General features: G+C 65.9%; 12 protein-coding genes. 1 reads left to right on the top strand and 11 read right to left on the bottom strand.

Features of this window, described 5'->3' with window-relative positions:
- Window positions 1-55: 55 nt before the first annotated feature.
- From WDB71_RS04040 to carA, 5 genes are all read right to left on the bottom strand, one after another.
- Window positions 56-1,642: an alpha/beta fold hydrolase gene (locus WDB71_RS04040; protein ID WP_341503358.1), complete on the bottom strand. Its 1,587-nt coding sequence runs from the start codon at window positions 1,640-1,642 to the stop codon at window positions 56-58.
- 1 nt (window position 1,643) lies between these two features.
- Window positions 1,644-1,991 (bottom strand): phasin family protein, encoded by a 348-nt coding sequence (locus WDB71_RS04035; RefSeq protein WP_341503356.1) that lies wholly within the window; start codon window positions 1,989-1,991, stop codon window positions 1,644-1,646.
- A gap of 9 nt (window positions 1,992-2,000) precedes the next feature.
- Complete coding sequence (gene phbB, locus WDB71_RS04030) at window positions 2,001-2,744, bottom strand: acetoacetyl-CoA reductase (protein WP_341503355.1); 744 nt, start codon at window positions 2,742-2,744, stop codon at window positions 2,001-2,003.
- Between the two features lie 246 nt (window positions 2,745-2,990).
- Entirely contained in the window at window positions 2,991-6,209 is a 3,219-nt protein-coding gene (carB, locus tag WDB71_RS04025; RefSeq protein ID WP_341503354.1) for a carbamoyl-phosphate synthase large subunit, read from the bottom strand.
- 3 nt (window positions 6,210-6,212) lie between these two features.
- Window positions 6,213-7,343 (bottom strand): glutamine-hydrolyzing carbamoyl-phosphate synthase small subunit, encoded by a 1,131-nt coding sequence (gene carA, locus WDB71_RS04020; RefSeq protein WP_341503352.1) that lies wholly within the window; start codon window positions 7,341-7,343, stop codon window positions 6,213-6,215.
- Window positions 7,344-7,655: 312 nt separating this feature from the next.
- Between carA and WDB71_RS04015 the strand changes: the two genes are divergently transcribed.
- A complete protein-coding gene (locus tag WDB71_RS04015; protein WP_341503351.1) occupies window positions 7,656-9,995 on the top strand; it encodes a M48 family metalloprotease in 2,340 nt (779 codons plus the stop codon).
- Here the strand turns inward: WDB71_RS04015 and WDB71_RS04010 are convergent.
- From WDB71_RS04010 to dapB, 6 genes are all read right to left on the bottom strand, one after another.
- Entirely contained in the window at window positions 9,940-11,805 is a 1,866-nt protein-coding gene (locus WDB71_RS04010; RefSeq protein ID WP_341503350.1) for an alpha-amylase family glycosyl hydrolase, read from the bottom strand. The two genes, WDB71_RS04015 and WDB71_RS04010, sit on opposite strands and share 56 nt — an antisense overlap.
- Window positions 11,798-14,164, bottom strand: coding sequence for a TIM-barrel domain-containing protein (locus WDB71_RS04005; protein ID WP_341503349.1), 2,367 nt, complete (start codon window positions 14,162-14,164; stop codon window positions 11,798-11,800). Before WDB71_RS04005 ends, WDB71_RS04010 begins: the two co-directional genes overlap by 8 nt.
- Entirely contained in the window at window positions 14,161-15,999 is a 1,839-nt protein-coding gene (locus tag WDB71_RS04000) for a glycoside hydrolase family 13 protein (protein ID WP_341503348.1), read from the bottom strand. The genes WDB71_RS04005 and WDB71_RS04000 overlap by 4 nt, the downstream gene beginning before the upstream one ends.
- Complete coding sequence (locus WDB71_RS03995; protein ID WP_341503347.1) at window positions 15,996-17,489, bottom strand: tryptophan halogenase family protein; 1,494 nt, start codon at window positions 17,487-17,489, stop codon at window positions 15,996-15,998. The genes WDB71_RS04000 and WDB71_RS03995 overlap by 4 nt, the downstream gene beginning before the upstream one ends.
- Before the next feature lie 67 nt (window positions 17,490-17,556).
- Window positions 17,557-20,409 carry a TonB-dependent receptor gene (locus WDB71_RS03990; RefSeq protein WP_341503346.1) on the bottom strand — a complete coding sequence of 951 codons (2,853 nt, stop codon included), beginning with the start codon at window positions 20,407-20,409 and terminating at the stop codon, window positions 17,557-17,559.
- Between the two features lie 241 nt (window positions 20,410-20,650).
- A complete protein-coding gene (dapB, locus tag WDB71_RS03985; protein ID WP_341504179.1) occupies window positions 20,651-21,466 on the bottom strand; it encodes a 4-hydroxy-tetrahydrodipicolinate reductase in 816 nt (271 codons plus the stop codon).
- Window position 21,467: the final 1 nt, after the last annotated feature.

Raw genomic sequence — 21,467 nt, 5'->3', positions numbered from 1 at the left:
AACGGCAACCACCCTGCCCGTATGTAAAAGGCCCCACCTTGGTGGGGCTTTTTCATTACGGCCGCTTCCTGACATAGCGGCCCGGCGCCGGCTCTATACCCGGCGGCAGTGGCCGGGCCGGCACCAGCTTGGAGTCCAGTGCCGCCAGCCATTGGTACCAGTCCGGCCACCAGGAGCCATCCTGCTTGTCCGTGGCGGCCAGGTTTTCGTCCAGGATCCGGTAGCCGTACTTCTGCCGGGCCGGCGGGTTGATCACCCCGGCCACATGGCCGGAGCTGCTCAGCACCCGGCGCACGGACGAAGAACCCAGCAGCCTGGCCGAGTCCATGGCACCGTGCCAGGGCACGATATGGTCCTTCTCGGTGGCCAGCACATAGGCCGGCACCTTGATCCGCGACAGATCCAGGCGCTGGCCGCCCAGGCGCCAGGCGCCGGGCTCGGCCAGCAGGTTGTCCCTGTAGGTGCCACCCAGGTAGTCCCGGTAGAAACGGGCCGGCAGGTGGGTGGCGTCCGAGTTCCAGGCCAGCAGATCGAAGGCCGGCGGCTTCTCGCCCAGCAGGTACTGCTGCACATAGGCGGGCCAGTACAGCTCCTTTTCCCTGAGCAGGGAAAAGCCCAGTGCCATCATGCGTCCGTCCATGAGGCCGTGGCTGTCCACCACCTCCAACAGGCCGTCGATGAGCGCCGGCGACAACAGCATGCCGGGCTCGCCGGGGTCGCTGAAATCCAGCAAGGTGGTCATCAGGCTCAGGCTGGCCAGGCGCTTGGTCCCCCTGGCGGCCTGCCAGGCGGCGGCCATGGCCAGCAGGGTACCGCCGACGCAATAGCCCACCCCGTGCAGCTGCTTGCTGCCGGCCAGATCCCTGACCCAGCCGCTGGCCTCCACCACCGACAGCACATAGTCTTCCATGCCCTTGTCGCGCAGGGCGCTGTCGGGATTGACCCAGGACATCAGGTAGACGGTGAAGCCGGCATCCACCAGGTGGCGGATAAAGGAATTCTCGGGCCGCAGATCCAGCACGTAGTACTTGTTGATGCAGGGCGGCACCATGAGGATGGGCGTCTGCCGCACCTGCTCGGTGCTGGGCGCGTACTGGATCAGCTGGAAGAGCGGCGTTTCCCTGACCACCTGGCCTTGGGTGCTGGCCAGATCCCGGCCCAGCTCGAAGGCACCAAGGTCACCCAGGGGCACGTTCAGGCCCAGGGGGCTGTCCCTGAGATCGCTGCACAGCTTTTCGAAGCCCCGCAGCAGGTTCTGGCCGTCTTCCTTGAGGGTCCGCTCCATCACCTTGGGGTTGGCCCATGCCTGATGCTGGGGATCCCAGAGCTGCAGGTATTGCCGTACCCAGAAGGCAAACTGGCGCTTTTCCGTCTCGTCCAGCCCTTCCAGGGCCTCTATGCCGCGCAGCCAATACTGCTGCAGCAGCTGATGGCTCTGGCCCAGGTACTGGCCGAAGCCGGCCTGGAAGTCGCCCTGGCCCAGGCTTTCCATGCTCTGGTTCCACAGCTGCATCTGCCCCTGCCACCAGTCGCCGGCGGCGCCCCAGAAGGCCTGGGGTTCGTCGGCGCAGGCCTGCAGCCATTTCTGGGTCATCTGGAAGAGCGGTGCCAGGCACCGCTCCCAGGGGTTTTCAGCCATCATCTCAGGCCTTTTCCTCTTGCTTGGCGAGTTCGACGAAGATGCCGTTGAAGTCCTTACGGAAGCTCTCGGACAGCGCCATCATGGCCTTGCAGTCCTGCAGGAAGCGGCGGTTCAGCTCGGCCAGCTGGCTCATCTGGGCCTGGCCCAGTTCGGCCATGTCGCCCTTGGCGGAAGCCTCGTTGAGCTTCTTCATGAAGCTGTACTGCTGCTCGGCGTAATGGCCCATGGCGTTGATCTGGTGGCTGGTCAGCTTCTCCATGTTGCTGACCAGGACCTCGTTGATACGGGCCATGGGCTTCATCATTTCCTGCTGCTGGGCGTTGGCTTGACGGATCCATTCCTGGAACATGGGATTCTCCTAATAGTGCATGTGTTGGCCGCCATTGGCGGAGATGTTGGAACCTGTGATGAAGCCGGCCTGGCGGTCGGCCAGGAAGTCGACGATGCGGGCGATCTCCGCCGGCTCGCCAAGGCGGCCCACCGGGATCTGCTTGATGATCATGGCGCGGATCTCCGCCGGCACCTGCATCACCATGTCGGTGGCGATATAGCCGGGGGAAATGGTGTTGACGGTGATGCCCTTGCGGGCCAGCTCCTGGGCCAGGGACATGGTCAGGCCATGGAGGCCGGCCTTGGTGGCGGCATAGTTGGTCTGGCCCAGCTGGCCCTTCTCGCCGTTGACCGAGCTGATGTTGATGATGCGGCCGTACTCCCGCTCCAGCATCAGCGGCACCACGGCCCGGCACAGGTTGAAGGCGCCGGTGAGGTTGGTGTCGACCACGTCCTGCCAGTCCTTGGGGTCCATCTTGCGCAGGGTGCCGTCGCGGGTGATGCCGGCATTGTTGACCAGCACGGCGATGGGCCCCAGCTCCTGTTCGATGACGGCCATGGCGCTCTGGACGCCGTCCAGATCGCGGATGTCGGCGTGGTAACCCCTGAGATCCAGGTCCTGCTCGGCCATCCTTTCGGCCCAGACCCTGGCCTTCTCGGAGGGACGGCACAGGGCGGCAACCCGGTAACCGCTGTCGTGCAGCTGCTGGCAGATGGCGGTACCTATGCCGCCGTTGGCGCCGGTGATCACGGCAACCTGTTTGGAGTCCATTTGACGCTTTCCTTTGCTCTGATGACTTAGGAAAGCCTGGCCAACCAGTGTTACAAGTGATTGAAATTTTTAAGAAGAAAAAAAGCTGGCTCAGGCATGACGACGACACGGCCACCAGACTTGAGTAAAAGCTCAGCTTTTGAAAACCGGCCATAGAAAGCGCCGCTACCGGCCGCCATGGACGGCTGCCACCAAACATAAAAAAGCCCCGCGACAGCGGGGCTTTTCAGAACATTCGGCTCGTACTTACAACGCCTTCTCGTGCATCTCCTGCACCGAGATGACGTTGTCACGGTCGGACACCGTCTGGGACATGCAGGTGGCGAAGGCGGCGTTCATGGTGGTGGTGTAGTTCACCTTCTCCGCCAGGGCGCCACGGCGCAGTACCTTGGAGTCCTCGATGGCCTGGCGGCCCTCGGTGGTGTTGACGATGTAGCTGTACTCGCCGTTCTTGATGCGGTCGAGGATATGGGGACGACCCTCGTGCACCTTGTTCACCAGGCGCGGGTTGATGCCGGCCTCGCCCAGGGCCACGGCGGTGCCGTGGGTGGCGTCCAGCTCGTAGCCCAGCTCGATGAGGCGGGAGGCCAGATCCACGGCCCTGGCCTTGTCGGCGTTGCGCACCGACAGCAGCGCCCGGCCGCCCTTGGGCGCGGTCTTGGCGGCGCCCAGCTGGGCCTTGCCGTAGGCCTCGGCGAAGGTGGCGCCCACGCCCATGACCTCACCCGTGCTGCGCATCTCCGGCCCCAGCAGGGGGTCGACGCCGGGGAACTTGGCGAAGGGCAGCACCGGCTCCTTGACGCTGTAGTAGGGCGGGATCACTTCCTGTGTCACGCCCTGCTCGGCCAGGGACTGGCCGGCCATGACCCGGGCGGCGATCTTGGCCAGGGGCAGGCCGGTGGCCTTGGAGACGAAGGGCACGGTACGGGAGGCGCGGGGGTTGACCTCGATGAGGTAGATTTCGTCGTCCTTCACCGCGAACTGGATGTTCATCAGGCCGATGACGTTGAGCTCGTAGGCCAGCTTGCGGGCCTGCTCACGCATGCGCTCCTGCACGTCCTGGCTCAGGGTGTAGGGCGGCAGGGAGCAGCCGGAGTCGCCGGAGTGCACGCCGGCCTGCTCGATGTGCTCCATGATGCCGCCGATCAGCACGTCCTTGCCGTCGCAGATGGCGTCCACGTCCACTTCCACGGCGTCGTCCAGGAAGCGGTCCAGCAGCACCGGGCTGTCGTTGGAGACCTTCACCGCCTCGTTGAGGTAGCGCCTGAGGTCGTTCTCGTCGTAGACGATTTCCATGGCGCGGCCGCCCAGCACGTAGGAGGGACGCACCACCAGCGGGAAGCCGATCTCCCGGGACTGGGCAATGGCCTCTTCCATGGTGGTGACGGTGGCGTTCTTGGGCTGTTTCAGGCCCAGGCGCTCCACGGCCTGCTGGAAGCGCTCGCGGTCCTCGGAGCGGTCGATGGCGTCCGGGCTGGTGCCGATGATGGGCACGCCGGCCGCTTCCAGGTCGCGGGCCAGTTTCAGCGGCGTCTGGCCGCCGTACTGGACGATGACGCCCTTGGGCTGCTCGACGCGGACGATTTCCAGCACGTCCTCCAGGGTCACCGGCTCGAAATAGAGGCGGTCGGAGGTGTCGTAGTCGGTGGACACCGTCTCGGGGTTGCAGTTGACCATGATGGTCTCGTAACCGTCTTCGCGCATGGCCAGGGCCGCGTGCACGCAGCAGTAGTCGAACTCGATGCCCTGGCCGATGCGGTTCGGGCCACCGCCGATGACCATGATCTTGTCCTTGGCGGACGGCTGGGCCTCGCACTCCTCGTCGTAGCTGGAGTACATGTAGGCGGTGGAGGTGGAGAATTCCGCCGCACAGGTATCGACCCGCTTGTAGACCGGGAAGATGGCGTTGTTGTGGCGGATCTTGCGCACCTCGGACTCGGATACGCCGAGGATGGCGGCCAGGCGGGCGTCAGAGAAGCCCTTGCGCTTGAGGCCACGCAGGAAGTCGGCGTCCAGGCCGGCCAGGCCGCGCTCGGCCACCTCTTTCTCCAGCTTGACGATGTCCTCGATCTGCACCAGGAACCAGGGGTCGATGTTGGTGAGGTTGAAGACGCCGTCCACGCTCATGCCGGCCCTGAAGGCATCGGCCAGGTACCAGATGCGCTCGGCACCGGCTTCCTTGAGCTCCCGGCGCAGGATGGACAGCGCCTCGGGGTCGTCCAGATCCAGGATGGGATCGAAGCCGGTGGCACCCACTTCCAGGCCGCGCAGGGCCTTCTGCAGGGACTCCTGCTGGTTACGGCCCATGGCCATGACCTCGCCCACGGACTTCATCTGGGTGGTCAGGCGATCGTTGGCGCCGGCGAACTTCTCGAAGTTGAAGCGCGGGATCTTGGTGACCACGTAGTCGATGGACGGCTCGAAGGAGGCCGGGGTGGCGCCGCCGGTGATGTCGTTCATCAGCTCGTCCAGCGTATAGCCGACCGCCAGCTTGGCCGCCACCTTGGCGATGGGGAAGCCGGTGGCCTTGGAGGCCAGGGCGGAGGAGCGGGACACCCGCGGGTTCATCTCGATGACCACCAGGCGGCCGGTCTTGGGGCAGACGCCGAACTGGACGTTGGAGCCGCCGGTCTCGACACCGATCTCGCGCAGCACCGCCAGGGAGGCGTTACGCATGATCTGGTATTCCTTGTCGGTCAGGGTCTGGGCCGGCGCCACCGTGATGGAGTCACCGGTGTGGATGCCCATGGGATCCAGGTTTTCGATGGAACAGACGATGATGGCGTTGTCGTTCTTGTCGCGCACCACCTCCATCTCGTATTCCTTCCAGCCGATGAGGCTCTCGTCGATGAGCAGCTCATTGGTGGGGCTGAGATCCAGGCCGCGGCGGCAGATCTCTTCGAATTCTTCCTTGTTGTAGGCGATACCGCCGCCGGTGCCGCCCATGGTGAAGCTGGGACGGATGATACAGGGCAGGCCGATGTCGTCCAGCACGTCCTCGCAGTCTTCCCAGGAATGGGCGATGCGGGCGCGGGGCACTTCCAGGTTGATGTTGGCCATGGCCTCCACGAAGCGCTCGCGGTCCTCGGCCTTGTCGATGGCGTCGGCGGTGGCGCCGATCATCTCCACGCCGTACTTGTCCAGCACGCCGTGCTTGTTCAGATCCAGGGCGCAGTTCAGCGCGGTCTGGCCACCCATGGTGGGCAGCACGGCGTCCGGGCGCTCCTTCTCGATGATCTTGGCCACCACTTCCCAGTGGATGGGCTCGATGTAGGTGGCGTCGGCGATCTCCGGATCGGTCATGATGGTGGCCGGGTTGGAGTTGACCAGGATCACCCGGTAACCCTCTTCCTTCAGGGCCTTGCAGGCCTGGGTGCCGGAGTAGTCGAATTCACAGGCCTGGCCGATGACGATGGGGCCGGCGCCCAGGATCAGGATGCTTTTCAGATCGTTACGTTTTGGCATGACTTATCCCCGCTCAGACATCAGCTCGATGAAATGGTCGAAAAGAGGCGCCGCGTCGTGCGGACCCGGGCTGGCTTCCGGGTGCCCCTGGAAGGAGAACGCCGGTTTGTCGGTGCGGTGGATGCCCTGCAGGCTGGCGTCGAACAGCGACTTGTGGGTGGCGCGCAGGTTGGCCGGCAGGCTGTCCTCGTCCACGGCGAAACCGTGGTTCTGGGCGGTGATCATCACCACGTCCCGGTCCAGATCCTTGACCGGGTGGTTGCCGCCGTGGTGGCCGAACTTCATCTTCACGGTCTTGGCGCCACTGGCCAGGGCCAGCAGCTGGTGCCCCAGGCAGATGCCGAATACGGGGATATCGGTTTCCAGGAAGGCCTGGATGGCCTCGATGGCGTAGGTGCAGGGCTCGGGGTCGCCGGGACCGTTGGACAGGAAGATGCCGTCCGGATTCATGGCCAGCACGGTGCTGGCCGGGGTCTCGGCCGGCACCACGGTCAGCTTGCAGCCGCGGTCGGCCAGCATGCGCAGTATGTTGCGCTTGACGCCGAAGTCGTAGGCCACCACGTGGTACTTGAAGTGGTCGTCGCCATAGACCTTGTGGCCTTCGCCCAGCTGCCAGCTGCCGGCGGTCCAGCTGTAGGCTTCCTTGGTGCAGACCACCTTGGCCAGATCCATGCCCTTGAGGCCGGGGAAGTCGCGGATCAGCGCCTCGGCGTCGGCCACGTTGGCGTCGCCCGTGATGATACAGCCGTTCTGGGCGCCCTTCTCACGGAGGATGCGGGTCAGCTTGCGGGTATCGATGTCGGCGATGGCCACGATGTTGTTGGCCTTGAGGTAGTCCGACAGGGACTGGGTATTACGGAAATTGGAGGCAACCAGGGGAAGGTCGCGGATCACCAGGCCCTTGGCCCAGATGGTGGAGGATTCTTCGTCTTCGGCGTTGGTGCCGGTATTGCCAATGTGGGGATAGGTGAGAGTAACAATCTGTTGAGAATAGGAAGGATCGGTGAGAATTTCTTGATAACCCGTCATAGACGTATTAAAAACCACTTCACCGACCGTCTTTCCCGGTGCGCCGATCGACGTACCTTTGAAGACGGTTCCATCCCCAAGAACCAAGAGTGCTGGCTGACTCAAGACAACCTCCATAGAGTTAGAAACCGAGAAAAATCAGTAACTTACCACTAGGACGCAGGGCCTTTCGGCTTCACGAAACCCAAATTCTGGCAAATTGACGGTAATATACAGCAACCCAGGCTCGGGATCCAGCCCTTTCTAGGCAAACGCTTTCCCAAAGAAATCCACAAAAAAGGCCCTGTTTTCGGCCGTTTTCCCTGTCTTTCCCGGCCTTTCGGCAGGGTGTTCATCCATAACCGCTAAAGCGCCCTTTCCCCGCCCTTGACATTCCATTAACCTGGGTTGTTTTTTGACCACTCTCTTGCATGAAAAATGGATAACGGATTTCGCTTGTATTACCTGGGCATGCTGCTGCCCGGCTTCAAAAGGGCGGAGGTGGAAAAGGCCCTGCAGGACAGGCTCAGGTTCAGCGCCGCCCAGGCCACCGAACTGCTCAAGGGCCCCAAGGCGGTGCAGAAGAACATCACCAGGGACAAGGCCGAGCGCCTGGCCGCCAGCCTGGAGTCACTGGGCCTGGCAGTGAAGGTGATGGCCCCGGACGAGGTGCTGCCCCAGGAGCTCGATGCCCCCTTCCAGGCCCCCATGGCCCCCGTCGCCAGCCAGGCCAAATACGGCCTGGGCCTGCTGACCACCGGCACGGCGGTGCTGTTGCTGCCGCTGCTGTACCTGCTGCTGGTGGTGTCGCTGGTGGCCACCAGCCTGTGGCTGACGCTGCGCGGCCATACCCTGTTCGACTGGGATGGCCTGTTCGTTTTCAAGGCGGTATTCCTGGTCGGCCTGATCCTCACCACAGTCCTGCTCAGCCTGTTCATGCTCAAGCCCTGGCTGGTCCACCATGGCGAGCCCCAGTACAAGGCCCTCAAGGAACTGGAGCATCCACTGCTGTTTAGGCTGGTCCACAACCTCTGCGATCACATGGGTGTGCCCCACCCGGTGGAGATCCGGGTCGACTGCGAGGTCAATGCCTCGGCCGGCTTCCACCAGGGCCTGCACGGCTACCGCCACAACGAGCTGGTGCTGACCTTGGGCCTGCCCCTGGTCAGCGGCATGACGGTCACCCAGCTGACCGAGGTCCTGGCCCACGAGTTCGGCCATTTCGCCCAGCGCCGGGGCATGCTGCTCTATTACCTGATCAACAAGGTCAACGGCTGGTTCGCCGACTGCGCCTTCCGGGAGGACGACTGGGACCAGCGCCTTGGCCACTGGAGCCAGGACGACGACCACGGCTGGCTGGCGATACCCCTGCAGATGGCCAGGCTCGGCATCGGCCTCAACCGCGCTCTGATGAAGGGGCTGTACCTGGCCAGCCACGGCCTGAGCCAGTTCCTGTCCAGGCAGATGGAATACGACGCCGACAGCCACGCCAGCCGCATCTGCGGCAGCGCCCTGGCCAAGCCCAACGCCCTGCTGCTGCGGGAGCTGTCCCTGGCCGCCGCCCGCAGCCACCAGCTCAACCACCAGGCCTGGGCCAACAAGGTGCTGCTGGAAGACTTCCCCGCCGCCGTGGTGCGCAACCACCAGCTGCTCAGCGATGACGACAGGGCCGACATCCTGGTGGCCATGGAAAAGCGCCAGACCCGCACCTGGGACTCCCACCCGGCGGACCTGGACAGGGTCCGCCATGCCGAGGCCCTGGCCGAACCCGGCTATTTCCGCCTGGACAAGCCGGCCGCCGGCCTGTTCCAGGACTACGCCAGGCTGTGCCGCTTCGTCACCGCCCTGGACTACGCGCTCTGGGGCCACAGGGACATCGGCAAGCTGACCCGGCCCAACGACTGGGTGTTCAGCCTCTGCGAAAGCCAGGACAGGGACGACCAGCGCCTGGCCCGCTACCACCGCGGCCTCTACCACCCTGCCCTGCTGCCGGATCCGGCCGAGCCGCTGCCGGACGAGCTCAAGGGCCTGGACGCCAGGGCCCTGGCCGAGCGCATGGACAAGCGCCAGGCCTGGCTGGAAGAGAGCCGCGACAACTACCTGCAGCGCCTGGACGGCTACCGGCACGCCCATGTGGGCAGCCTGGCCCTGGAGGTGGGGTTCGACGTGGATCACAGCGAATTCGAGCTGTTCTCGCGGGATCTCGGCAGGCACCGCCAGCAGTTCGAGCGCTGGCGCAGCGAGCTTCGGGACGCGGCCAGGCCGCTCAGGGAGGGTAACCAGTTGCTGGTGGCCAAGCTGCGCCAGGATCTGCGCCACTGCCAGGGCGACGACCGCCAGCGGGCCCTGGCCCATCTCAAGGCGTTGAAGGGCTTCAAGGATCTGGAGCCGGCCCTGCACGAGCTGGAGCTGGGCCGCCACCTGCTGCGGTCCCTGGCCCAGTGGGACAGCAGCGCCGGCTCACAAGAAAAATTCCAGCATGCCTACCTGAGGCTGAGGGAAGCCGCCACCGGCGACCTGAACGGCCTGCTCAGGCAGGCGGACGCCCTGCCGACGGCGGCCCTGGACGGCAAGCTGCTGGCCTTCATCCAGGGCTGGATGAACGAACCGCAGCAGCCCCTGGAAACGCTGAAGGAAGAGGCCTTCCTTCAGCATCTGGAGGCGGCCACCTGGGCCGTGCGCCACCAATACCAGCGGCACCTGGCCGCCCTGGTGTCCCTGCTCAGCGCGGCGAAAGCCTCAGCACCGCCGAGCCCAGCGGTGGCAGCCGCAGGCTGAGCTCCCCCTGGCCGCCACTCACCGCCAGGGTGGCGGCCGGCCCGGCCAGCAGCGGCTCAAGGGCATGGGCGCCGTCGGCCAGCCGCCAGCGGCCGACCAGCTCCGCCGGCAGCGCCAGCGTCAGTTCCAGCGCCTGGTCGACAGCGAAGTTGCTGGCCACCAGCAGCCGCTGCTCACCCTGCCAGCGGGCAAAGGCAAAGGCCTTGCCCTCGGCCTTCAGCACCGCCATCTCCCCGGCCAGGGCCGGCTCGGTGGCGGCCAGGTTCAGCAACTGCCGGTAAAAGGCCTGGAGCGCCTTCTCCCGGCCGCTGAGCAGGGTGCCGTCGAAGGCGCCGCTGTTCATCCAGCGCTGGTGATGGGGCACGCCCACATAGTCGAAGATGCTGGTGCGGCTCGGGGCGCCGAAGCCGCCGTTCTCGGCGCCGGGCTCGCCCACGTCCTGGCCGAAGTAGAGCATCACGGGTCCCCGGCCCGCCAGGGCGCTGACCACCATGGCCGGCCTGGCCCTGTCGGCGTCACCGGCAAATTCCGGGCTGGCGATGCGCTGCTCGTCGTGGTTTTCCAAAAAGCGCAGCATGTGGCGGTCGATGTCGGCCAGGGAGTCCAGTATGGACGCCAGCGGCTCGGTGCCGGCCTTGCCTTCGATGACGGCCCTCAGGCTGTCATAGGTGCCCACCTTGTCGTAGAGGTAATCCATCTTGCCGAGGTGGATGTAGTCCCGGTAGCGGCTGGGATCGTAGATCTCGGCCAGCAGCAGGGCCTCGGGGTTGCGGTCCTTGATGGCGCTGTTCAGGTAGCTCCAGAAGGCCACCGGCACCATGCCGGCCATGTCGTAACGGAAGCCGTCCACCCCCTTGTCCAGCCAGTACAGGGCGATGTCGCGGAACTTGCGCCAGCTGTCCGGTACCACCTTGTCCCGCCAGAAATCGGCATGGGCCTCAGAGTCCTGTTCCGCCAGGCCGGCAGGCAGGGCCGGGAAATCATGGCTGCCGTCCGGGCGCACCCCGTAGTTGACCTTGACCGTCTCGTACCAGTCGTGAAAACCCGGCTGGGCCAGGCGGGCGCCGTTGCCGGTCCATTTGGCCGGCGACTCGGCGAATTCACCGTCGACCAGGGGATGGGCCTCGCCGCCCAGGGGCCGGTAGCCGTTTTCCGGCTCCGGCACCTGAAAGTCCTGGCCCGGCACATAGTAGAAGTTGTTGTCCCTGGCATAGGCGACGCTGGTGTCGTCATGGGCACCGAAGTCCCGCTCGGGGAACACCAGGGAGTGGTAGTTGCGGGCCACGTGGTTGGGGACTATGTCGATGACCACCTTCATGCCGTGGTCATGGGTGCGGGCGATCAGGGCCTCGAACTCGGCCAGGCGCCTGGCCGGATCCAGGGCCAGATCCGGGTTGACGTTGTAGTAGTCCTTGACCGCGTAGGGTGAGCCGGCCCGGCCCTTGACCACGTCCGGATCGTCCTTGCTGATGCCATGGGCGCTGTAGTCGGTGGCGGTGGCGTGGTGCAGCACCCCCGTGTACCAGATGTGGGTGGTGCCCAGGGCCTTGATGGCGGCCAGGGCCCTGTCGTCGAAGTCGGCGAACTTGCCGACGCCGTTTTCCGCCAGGGTGCCCCAGGGCTTGTTGGTGCCGTTCTTGTTGCCAAACAGGCGGGTGAACACCTGGTAGAGCACCGGCTTGATCGGCTGCGGGGCGCTGGCCTTGGGCTCGGGGGCCTTGGGGGCCTCCCGGGCCGGCTCGTCGCCGCAGCCGGCCAGGGTCAATGACAGGGAGAGCGGCAGCAGCGCCGCCTTGAAGGCGTTATTCATGGGGCAACTCCAGTTGCAGGTTCAGGGGCTGGTGATCCCAGTCAAATTCCAGGGTCAGGGTCTGGCCGTCATGGCTGAAGGGGACGGCGCTGCCGTCCAGCAGCACCCGCTCGGGCCTGGCCAGGTGATGGACCACCAGGCGGATCCGGCGCTCTTTTGGCATGCCGGCATAGCCGGGACCGCCGCGGCTCAAGCGGATGCCGAGGGCCTTGGCGCTCTGGCTGGCGGCAAAGTCGAGGCGCTCAAAGGCCTGCTCCGGGGCATGGAAGCGGCGGCCATCGTCCTCGTAGAGCTGGCCGCTGGCCTCAAGGACGCTCTGGTCGGCCCAGTAATGCAGTTCCAGCACATCGCTGCGGTAGTGGTCGGTGCTGGTGACCGGCTCGGCCATGGCCACGAAGGCCCCGGCCCTGACCAGCACCGGCAGCCGGTCGAGGCTGGTGGCCCGGGTGGCCAGGGCGCCGTCGAAGCGCTGGCCGCTCTCAAGATCGAACCAGACGCCACCGGGCAGGCGGGTGCTGACGGTCTTGGCGCCGGGCTCGGTGACCGGGGTCACCAGGAAGGCGTCGCCCCAGAGGAAGCTGTCCTTCTCGTCGAACCAGGCCACATCGTCGGTGGCCTGCAACAGGGAGCGCATCAGCGGCCGGCCGGTCAGGCTGTTCTCATAGGCCAGGCTGTAGTTGTAGGGCAGCAGCCGGTAGCGCAGCTCAAGCAGGGACCTGGCCCTGTCCTGGACGGCCTGGTCGTGGAACACCGGCTCAGAGGGGATCTGCTCCTGGCCGTGGGGCCGGAACAGCGGCTGGAACACCCCCAGCTGCAGCCAGCGCAGGTAGAGCTCGGCATCAAAGGCCTCGCCGCCGGCAAAGCCGCCCAGATCCGAGTGGATGTAACCCAGCCCCAGGGCACTCATCTGCAGGCCCAGCTCCACCTGGGGCTTGAGGCCGCCCCAGGAGCGGCTGACGTCACCTGTCCAGGGCATCATGCCGAAGCGCTGGGAGCCGGCGAAGCCGGCCCGCATCAGGATGAAGGGCCTTTGCTCCGGGGCCGCCTCACGGTGGCGCTCGAACACCATCTGGGCCCAGCGGTGGCCATAGCCGTTGTGCACCTCATCGGCCGGGCCGGCGGCGTGTACCAGCTCGGCCGGGTGCACCTCGGGCTCGCCAAGGTCGCCCCAGAAACCGGCCACGCCCTGATCCAGCAGGCGCTGGTAGTGCTGCCAGAACCAGTCCCGGCCCCTGGCGTCGAACACGTCCACCAGGCCGGTGTTGCCGAAATAGAAATCGAAGGTGCCGGGCTGGCCCTGGCCATTGGGGGTGATGGCGCCGGCGGCCACCGCCTCGTCCCAACGCTGGGAGCTGGTCAGCACGAAGGGCTCGGTGATCAGCACTGTCTTGACGCCCTGGGCCTTGAAGTCGGCCAGCATCTTTTCGGGCTCGGGAAAGGCGTCCCTGTCCCAGGCCAGGTTGCCCATATGGCCCTTGATGTCCGGGCCGAACCAGAACAGGTCGAGGACGATGGCATCCAGGGGCATATTGGCGTCACGGTAGCGCGCGACCACCTCCCGGGCCTCGGCCTCGCTGTGGTAGCCGAAGCGGGAGGCGAAGCTGCCCAGGGCCCAGCGCGGCGGCAGCGGCTGGCGGCCGGTGAGCTCGCTGTGGTGCTGGGTGAGCTCGCCAAAGCTCCCGCCGGCCACCACCACATAGGCGCGGCGACCGCCGACGGCGCTAAAGCGCAGCTCATCCTGCCTGTCATGGCCCAGATCCAGCTCGCCCTTGGCGGTGTTGTCGAACAGCAGCAGGTACTTGTTGCTGGACAACACCATGGGCAGGCCGAAGTACATCTGGCTGGACCGGGTGCTGTAGCCGTAATGGGCCTTGTTGTACAACGGCAGCTTGTGGCCGCGCCTGTCCATGCCCAGCACCCGCTGGCCGCCCCCCATCAGCTGCTCGCCGTCCTGGAGCCTGAAGCCAAGTTCGACGCCCCGGTCCTTGCCGGCGAAACCGCCGGCCTCCGCCAGCAGCAGGCGCTCGCCCCGGTAATAGCGGATGGCCAGGCTGTCCTTGTCTATCTCGGCGCGAATGCCATCCACGGCGAAGCTGAGGTGGTCGCCCTGGTCGCTGAGCCGGGCCGGCAACGCCCGCTTTGGCGCCACCAGGGCCAGGGAGGCCGGGTTGGCCTGGCCCTGGGGCAGGAATTCCAGCTCCAGGGCATCGGCGCTCCTGGCGCTCAGGCGCAGCTGGCCATCCGGCCTTTCCAGCACCAGGGTATGACCGTCCAGGTGATAGGCGGGGCCATTGAGGGCGCAGCTGAGCAGCAGCGCCAGCAGGGGCAGTAACAGCAAGGTACGTAACAACATCTTCATGGTTCAAGTTCCAGGATCCAGGCCGTCTTGGCCGGTAGGGTCAGGCTATCTTCCAGCGCCAGGCGCCGGCCCGTGGTCACTTCCAGGGCCCGGCCGGCTCCCTGCAGCTGAGCGGCAAAGCGCGCCAGTTCCACTGTCTTCGGCGTCTCGTTCTTGTTCAGGATCACCATCACGTTCTGGGCCTCGTGGCGGCGGAAATAGACGTAGAGGCCGTCATGGGGCACATGGTGAACCAGGCTGCCGTCGTGGATGGCCGTGGCGCCCTTGCGCCAGTTGAGCAGGCGCTTGAGCCAGCCTTGGGCCGCCACCTGCTGCGGAGTCAAACCCGAGCCGCTGAAGGCATTGGCCTGGTCCCCTGGCCAGCCGCCGGGGAAATCGCTGCGGATGAGGCCGTGATCCTCGCCGCCGGGGTTGGCCATCATCAGCTCGGTGCCGTAGAAGAGCTGGGGTATGCCCCTGGTGGTGGCCAGCACGGCCATGGCCATGCGCCACAGCCTGGGATCCTCGCCAAGCTGGCTGGCGATGCGGCTCATGTCGTGGTTGTCGGCGAAGATCACCAGGTTGTGGGGAGCCGGGTAGAGGAAGTCCTGGGCCAGCACCTGGTAGAGGCCGATCAGGCCGCTGCGCCAGCTCTCGGGCTCGGTCAGGGCCCCTACCAGGGCCTCCTGGAGGGGGAAGTCCATCAGCGACGGCAGCTCGGTGCCATAGCCGTCGTGATTGGCCTTGCCCTTCTGCCAGTAGGCCACCAGGGCCGGCACTGTCACCCATTCCTCGCCGACCAGGTTGAGGTTGGGATACTCGGCCAGCAGCCGCCGGCTCCAGCTGGCCAGGAAGGCCTGGTCGGAATAGGACCAGGTGTCGATGCGCAGGCCGCTCAGCCCCAGGGTCTCCAGCCACCAGATGGCATTCTGGATCAGGTACTCGGCCAGCAGCGGGTTGGCCTGGTTGAGGTCGGCCATGGTGGGCACGAACCAGCCGTTGCCGAAGGCCTCGCGATCCGCCGCCACGGCATGGGGATCGACCAAGGTCTCGCGCCTGTGGTTGGTGGTGAGCCCGGCCGGGTGCAGCCAGTCCGAGGCCGGCAGATCCGCCAGCCACCAATGACCGGTGCCGACATGGTTGAGCACCACGTCCATGATCAGCCCCAGGCCCCGCTGCCTGGCCTGGTCGGCCAGCTGCCGGTACAGGCCGTTGCTGCCGAAGCGGGGGTCGACCCGGTAGAAGTCGGTGATCGCATAGCCGTGGTAGCTGTAGCTGGCCATGGCGTTTTCCAGCACCGGGTTGAGCCAGAGCTGGGTCACGCCCAGGGCCGCCAGATGATCCAGGTGGTCGATGACGCCCTGGAGATCGCCGCCATGGCGGCCGCCCGGGGCCTGGCGGTCCGGCAGGTCGTCGTAGCCTTGAACCCTGTCGTTGCCGGGGTCGCCGTTGGCGAAGCGATCCGGGGTGATGAGGTAGATGACGTCCCTGGGCCCGAAGCCCTGGCGCCCGGCCGAGCCTGGCTCCCGGGCCAGCAGCGGGTAGCCGTGTTGCAGGCTTTCACCGTCAAGGCTGAAGCCGAGCTCAAGCTGCCCCGCCCTGGCCTCTGGCCCTATGGCCAGCTCCAGGAACAGGTAGTTGGGGTTGTCGGTACGGCGCACCCCGGCCAGCTGCACGCCCGGGTAAGGTGCCAGGGAAGGCGTGGCGGCACCGATGCCGTCGCCGTGGATCATCAGCTGCAGCCTGGGGTGCTTCATGCCCACCCACCAGTTGGCGGGCTCGACCCTGTCCAGGGTCAGGGCCGACACCGGCGGGCACAAGAGGGCCAGCAGCAACAATGCGGCTCTTAACATCATGAATTGCCTCCACAGGCATGGTCGAGGAAGGCCTGGTGGCCGGGCAGCCTGGCCACTGTCCTGTCCACCAGGGTACGGAGATCGCCCAGGAAGACGGCCAGCTGCTGGTCGCTGATGGCGTCGGCCATGGGATCCCGGTCGGCCGGGATCAGCCCCTGACCCAGCAGCACCTGGTGCCAGGCCACCTCGCTGAACAGCTCGTCCTGCTCCCGAAACACCCGCCCCGAGGCCTGAAACAGCGCCAGCTTGTGGGCCAGGCTGTCGGGTATGGCCATGTCGCGGCGGGCCCGCCAGAAGGCCTCCTCGCGGCGGTTGAGGTGGTAATGGAGGATCACGAAGTCGCGAATGCGCTCGAATTCGATGGCCGACTGGCGGTTGTATTCGTCGATGAGTGCCGGTGCCAGGCCCCGGCGGGGGAAGTGCTTGATCAGACGGGTGATGCCGGACTGGATCAGGTGCAAACTGGTGGACTCCAGGGGCTCCAGGAAGCCGCTGGCCAGGCCCAGGCTGACGCAGTTGCGGTGCCACTGGCGCTTGCGCCGGCCGGTACGGAAACGGATCAGCCTGGGCTCGGCCAGGGGCTCGCCGTCCAGGCCCGCCAGCAGCTGCTCCCTGGCCTCGGCGTCTTGCCAGTGGTCGCTGCAATAGACCAGGCCGTTGCCGGTGCGGTGCTGCAGGGGGATGCGCCATTGCCAGCCCGCTTCCCTGGCCATGGCCCTGGTGTAGGGCTTTGGCTCGCCGCTGGCCGCGGTGGGCACGGCCCAGGCCCGGTCGCAGGGCAGCCAGTGGGACCAGTCCTCGAAACCGGCGCCCAGGGCCCCTTCGATGAGCAGGGCCTGGAAGCCGCTGCAGTCGATGAAGAGATCCCCCTCCAGGCGCTGCCCCGAGGCCAGCACCAGGGCGTCGATGTTGCCGTCCTTCCTCAGCGGCACCTCGACCACCCTGCCCTCGATGCGCCTGACCCCTTGCCCTTCGGCGACGCGGCGCAACATCTGGGCATAGCGCCCGGCGTCGAAATGGTAGGCATGGGTCAGGCCAGGCAGCGGCGTGCCGGGGATCTTGTCCAGGGGCTTAAAACGGCCCTTGCGGGCGGCCTGGCTGTTGAGGGAATAGTCCCAGAAGTCCCCGCCCAGGCCCAGTGCCCTGGCCCGCAGCCAAAGGTGGTGGAAGCGGGTCAGGCCCAGATCCTTGCCGATGTGGCCGAAGGCGTGCATGTAGGACTCCCCCGCCCGGCCCCAGCCCTCGAACTGGATCCCCAGCTTGATGGTGCCCTGGTTCTGGCGCAGGAAGTCCCCCTCGTCCAGGCCCAGCAGCCGGTTGAACAGCATGATGGGGGGTATGGTGGCTTCGCCGACGCCGACGGTGCCGATGTCCTCGGACTCGACCAGGCAGATGTCCAGTTGCCTGCCCATCAGCTTGGCCAGCATGGCCGCCGCCATCCAGCCGGCGCTGCCGCCGCCCAGTATGATCACCCTGTCGATGGTGCTCATCTTCACCTCCTAAAAAAATACCCCTGCAAAACGGCGTTTCACAGGGGTAGTGCTCAGACGCCTGGTGTTAGAACTTGTAGTTCAGGCCAAGCAGGAAGTTGCGACCAAACACCTGGAAGTCGCGCACCTGGCGGTCGTCGCCATGGACGGCGGTGACGAACTCCTCGTCGGTGAGGTTCTGGGCCTGGAAGGTGACGGTCAGGCCATCCAGGGAGTCAATGCCGGATTCGGCAAAGTCGTAGCTGATCTGGGCGTCCCAGACGGTGTCGCCCTGGACCCGGACCGGCTTGCGGGTGAAGGAGATGTCGTACACCTCACCGTTGAAGTCGCTGCGCTTGCGCATGCTGGTGCGCAGCTGGAAGCCGGCCTTCTCGTAGAAGAAGGTGGCGTTGTAGATCCGCCTGGACAGGCCGGGCACCTCGACGTCGACACTGCTGGTGGTGGCGTTGCCCTGGTCGTCGTAGGCGGAGATGTAGTCGAAGGACACGGCGCTGTCGATGAAGGTGGCGCTGAGGATGGCACCGAAGCCTTCCAGGGCGTCGCTGACCAGCTCGCCGGGCAGGGAGGCGGTGAATTCCGCACCCTTGACGTAGCCGCCGTCGGTGTTCTCCCAGGTGCTGACCAGGCCCTGGTTGATGACCGGCACTTCGTTGCCCGGCGGGGTCACGTCGGAGAAGTCGTAGACGCGGGGCACGTTGAACTGCCAGTTGCGCAGGTCCTTGTAGAACAGGGCCGCGGCCACATAACCCTGGGAACTGAAGTAGTTCTCATAGGTGAGGTCGAACTGGTTGGCGATATAGGGGCGAAGCTGTGGGTTGCCGCCGCCACCGCCCCAGGGGGAGGTGAACACGGTGGCGTTGGGGTTGTTGGCCATGGAATTGAAGCCGTAGCCGAAGCTGGCGTTCATGCGATCCATGCGCGAGCGGGCCAGGGTACGGGAGGCGCCCAGGCGTACCCACTGGCTGTCGGCCACCTCGAAGCTCAGGTTCAGGCTGGGCAGGTACTCGGTGTAGCTGTCGCCACGCTCGACCTGCTGCACCTCGACCTTGCCGTCCACCGTGGTGGCGGCGTTACCCACGGAGCTCTGGTCGGTGTGTACCATCTGCAGGCCCAGGTTGCCTCGTACCGGCAGGTCGAACCACATGGCGTCGATGTTGGCCTTCACATAGGCGGTGGTGACCTTCTCCTGCACGCGCCAGGAGTTGACGGCACGGCCGGTGGCGGTATCGCCTTCGCTGGTGACGATGTAGTTGCCGTCGTCGAAGAAGGCCTTGGCGTCGTAGCTGAGCATGTCACCCATGCCGATGAAGGCCAGGGAGGTGTCGCCGACCCGGTACTGCTCGGGCACGGCCAGCATGGCCGGGTAGTCCTTGAGGGTCAGGAAGAAGCCGTTGTCGCGGCGCTCCTTCTCGCGATCGCTGTAATGGGCGCCGAACTCGATGCTGGAGAAGGTGTCATGGTCCAGGAAGCGCTCGGCGCTCAGGCGCAGGGCGCTCAGCTCGTCGTCCACTTCCGGCCGGTTCAGGAAGCCGTCCTGGTCGTCGTCGGCACCGTGCAGCGGGTTGCCGCCACCCCAGCTCAGGGGGCCGCCCATCAGGATCAGGTCGGCGTCGCTGTAGTCCAGCTCGGGGTCGAACATGACGCCACGGGCGCCCTCGTTGAGGGTGAAGCCGATGTTGTCGGCCTGGCCGTTGGCGTTGCCGCGGCCGGTGCCGGCATAGGACTCCAGGCTGAAGATCTCGCGCTCGACCTTGGAGTAGCTGGCGTCGCCTGCCAGCAGCCAGTCGTCGCCCAGGTTGTACTCGAGGTTGAGGCCGAAGGAATTGAGCTCGGCGTCACGCGCCTCAAAATCGTTGCGCACCACAGGGCGCACGCCCTCGATAAGGCCGCGGGTGACGAAGTCGCCCTGGCTCTCCAGTATGGCCACGTTGTCGGCGAAGCTGTCGCCGTCCCAGACGCCCCACTGGGCCGGGATCTCGATGCCGCGCAGGATCTTCTCGTCCTTGAAGTCGATGTACAGGGCGTCCAGGGTCAGGTGCAGATCCTCTGTGGGGGCCAGCTCCAGCACACCCATGAAGGTATCGCGGGTCAGCTCGCTGGAGCGCACGAAGGGCTTGGCGCCACCCAGGATGAACTGGCCGTCGGCGGTCTGGGGGTAGCCCCAGGCGTTCCAGCGCTCTTCGTTGTTGGGGGACTCCATATGGGCCACGGCCAGGGCCAGGCCGACGCGGTCGTCGGCGAACTGGTCGATGTAGGCCAGGCTGGAGCGCCAGCCGGTGTCTTCGCCGTCGGCATTGAGCTTGCCGATGTCGTTGTGCTCGCCGCGCAGGGACAGGGACAGGCTCTGGTCACCCTGCTTGAGGGGGCGAACGGTCTGCAGGTCTATGGTGCCGCCAATGCCCTGGCTGGTCAGGGAGGCATCCGGGGTCTTGTAGACCACCACAGCGTTCATGATCTCGGACGGGTAGAGATCCATCTCCACGCCCCTGTTGTCGCCGATGGAGACCTGCTCCCGGCCGTTCAGGGTGGTGGTGCTGAAATCCTCACCCAGGCCGCGGATGGAGATGGAGCTGGCACGGCCGTCCAGGCGCTGGGCGGCCAGGCCGGGCAGGCGGGCAATGGATTCGGCGATACTGGAATCGGGCAGCTTGCCGATGTCTTCGGCGGAGATGGCCTCCACCACGGAGGTATTGGTCTGCTTCAGGGCCTGGGAACGCTGCAGACTGGCGCGGAAGCCGGTGACCTCGATGACCTCGACGTTCTCTTCCTCGCGCTTCTTGTCGGCCTTCTTATCGGCGTCCTGGGCCTGAGCCGGCTGGGCCGCGTCTTCCTGTGCAAAGGTTTGCGCCGGCAGCGTGACCATGGTCATGCCGGTCGCCGCCAGTGCCAGAGACAGCAGGCTGGGCTTGAAGTGTGCCATCCGAATACCCCCAAAGTTGTCAGTGTTGTTAGGCGGCTTTTGTTAAATTTTCTCGTTTACGTAATGGGAAGCCACGACCCGGATCGGATGGTACTGAATAGGTTTTTGGCGCCACAATGCATTGCATACGTATTCAAAGGGGCAATGTAAAATTCCTGTAACCCAGATCACCCTTTTCGTACCGATCAAAAAGGCCAGGCGGGGGCCTGGCCAAAGCTTGGAGTTGACGCGAAGGTTAACCTCAGCGCAGCCCCAGCACATCCTTCATGTCGTAGAAGCCGGGCTCCCGGCCAGTCAGCCAGAGGGCGGCGCGCACGGCGCCGGTGGCGAAGGTGTCCCTGTGGTGGGCCCTGTGGCTCAGCTCCAGGCGCTCGCCGTCGCCGGCGTAGAGGACGGTGTGCTCGCCGATGATGTCGCCGCCGCGCACAGTGGCAAAGCCGATGGTCTCCCTGTCCCGCTCGCCGGTGATGCCTTCGCGGCCATAGACGGCGCATTGCCCAAGGTCACGGCCCAGGGCCTTGGCGGCGGCCTGGCCCAGGGCCAGGGCGGTGCCTGAGGGGGCATCCTTCTTGTGCCTGTGGTGGGCCTCGATGATCTCCACGTCGACGCTGTCCCCCAGCACCTGGGCGGCCAGCTCCACCAGCCCCAGCAGCAGGTTGACGCCGACACTCATGTTGGGGGCGAACACCAGCGGAATGCGCTCGGCGGCGGCGCGCAGCTCGGCCTGCTGTGCCTCGCTCAGGCCCGTGGTGCCCACCACCAGGGCCAGGCCCAGGTCGGCGCAGTCCCGGGCGATGACAGGGCTGTGCTCCGGGGAGGTGAAGTCCACCACCAGATCCACCCGACCCGCCACCGCCGCCAGGGAGTCGCTGAGCGGCACGCCCAGGGCCTCGAGGCCCACCACCAGGCCGGCATCCTGGCCCAGCAACGGATGGCCGGGACGGACCAGGGCGGCGCCCAGCTCGGCGCCCTCGGCATCGGCCAGGGCCTTGATCAGGGCCCGGCCCATGCGGCCGTTGGCGCCCAAGACAGCTACTTTGATCATCACTTGCTCCAGG

The organism is Gallaecimonas sp. GXIMD4217 (genome assembly GCF_038087665.1).
Classification (GTDB): domain Bacteria; phylum Pseudomonadota; class Gammaproteobacteria; order Enterobacterales; family Gallaecimonadaceae; genus Gallaecimonas.
Note: the sequence above shows the minus strand (reverse complement) of the source record. Positions and strands in the feature narration are given on the sequence as shown.

What these genes read in the sequence shown, in the direction of transcription:
- WDB71_RS04015 (WP_341503351.1), top strand. Translation starts at nt 7,656, where the DNA reads ATGGATAACGGATTTCGCTTGTATTACCTGGGCATGCTGCTGCCCGGC.
- WDB71_RS03990 (WP_341503346.1), bottom strand. Translation starts at nt 20,409, where the DNA reads ATGGCACACTTCAAGCCCAGCCTGCTGTCTCTGGCACTGGCGGCGACC.
- carB (WP_341503354.1), bottom strand. Translation starts at nt 6,209, where the DNA reads ATGCCAAAACGTAACGATCTGAAAAGCATCCTGATCCTGGGCGCCGGC.
- WDB71_RS04010 (WP_341503350.1), bottom strand. Translation starts at nt 11,805, where the DNA reads ATGAATAACGCCTTCAAGGCGGCGCTGCTGCCGCTCTCCCTGTCATTG.
- WDB71_RS03995 (WP_341503347.1), bottom strand. Translation starts at nt 17,489, where the DNA reads ATGAGCACCATCGACAGGGTGATCATACTGGGCGGCGGCAGCGCCGGC.
- WDB71_RS04040 (WP_341503358.1), bottom strand. Translation starts at nt 1,642, where the DNA reads ATGATGGCTGAAAACCCCTGGGAGCGGTGCCTGGCACCGCTCTTCCAG.
- WDB71_RS04035 (WP_341503356.1), bottom strand. Translation starts at nt 1,991, where the DNA reads ATGTTCCAGGAATGGATCCGTCAAGCCAACGCCCAGCAGCAGGAAATG.
- WDB71_RS04005 (WP_341503349.1), bottom strand. Translation starts at nt 14,164, where the DNA reads ATGAAGATGTTGTTACGTACCTTGCTGTTACTGCCCCTGCTGGCGCTG.
- WDB71_RS04000 (WP_341503348.1), bottom strand. Translation starts at nt 15,999, where the DNA reads ATGATGTTAAGAGCCGCATTGTTGCTGCTGGCCCTCTTGTGCCCGCCG.
- phbB (WP_341503355.1), bottom strand. Translation starts at nt 2,744, where the DNA reads ATGGACTCCAAACAGGTTGCCGTGATCACCGGCGCCAACGGCGGCATA.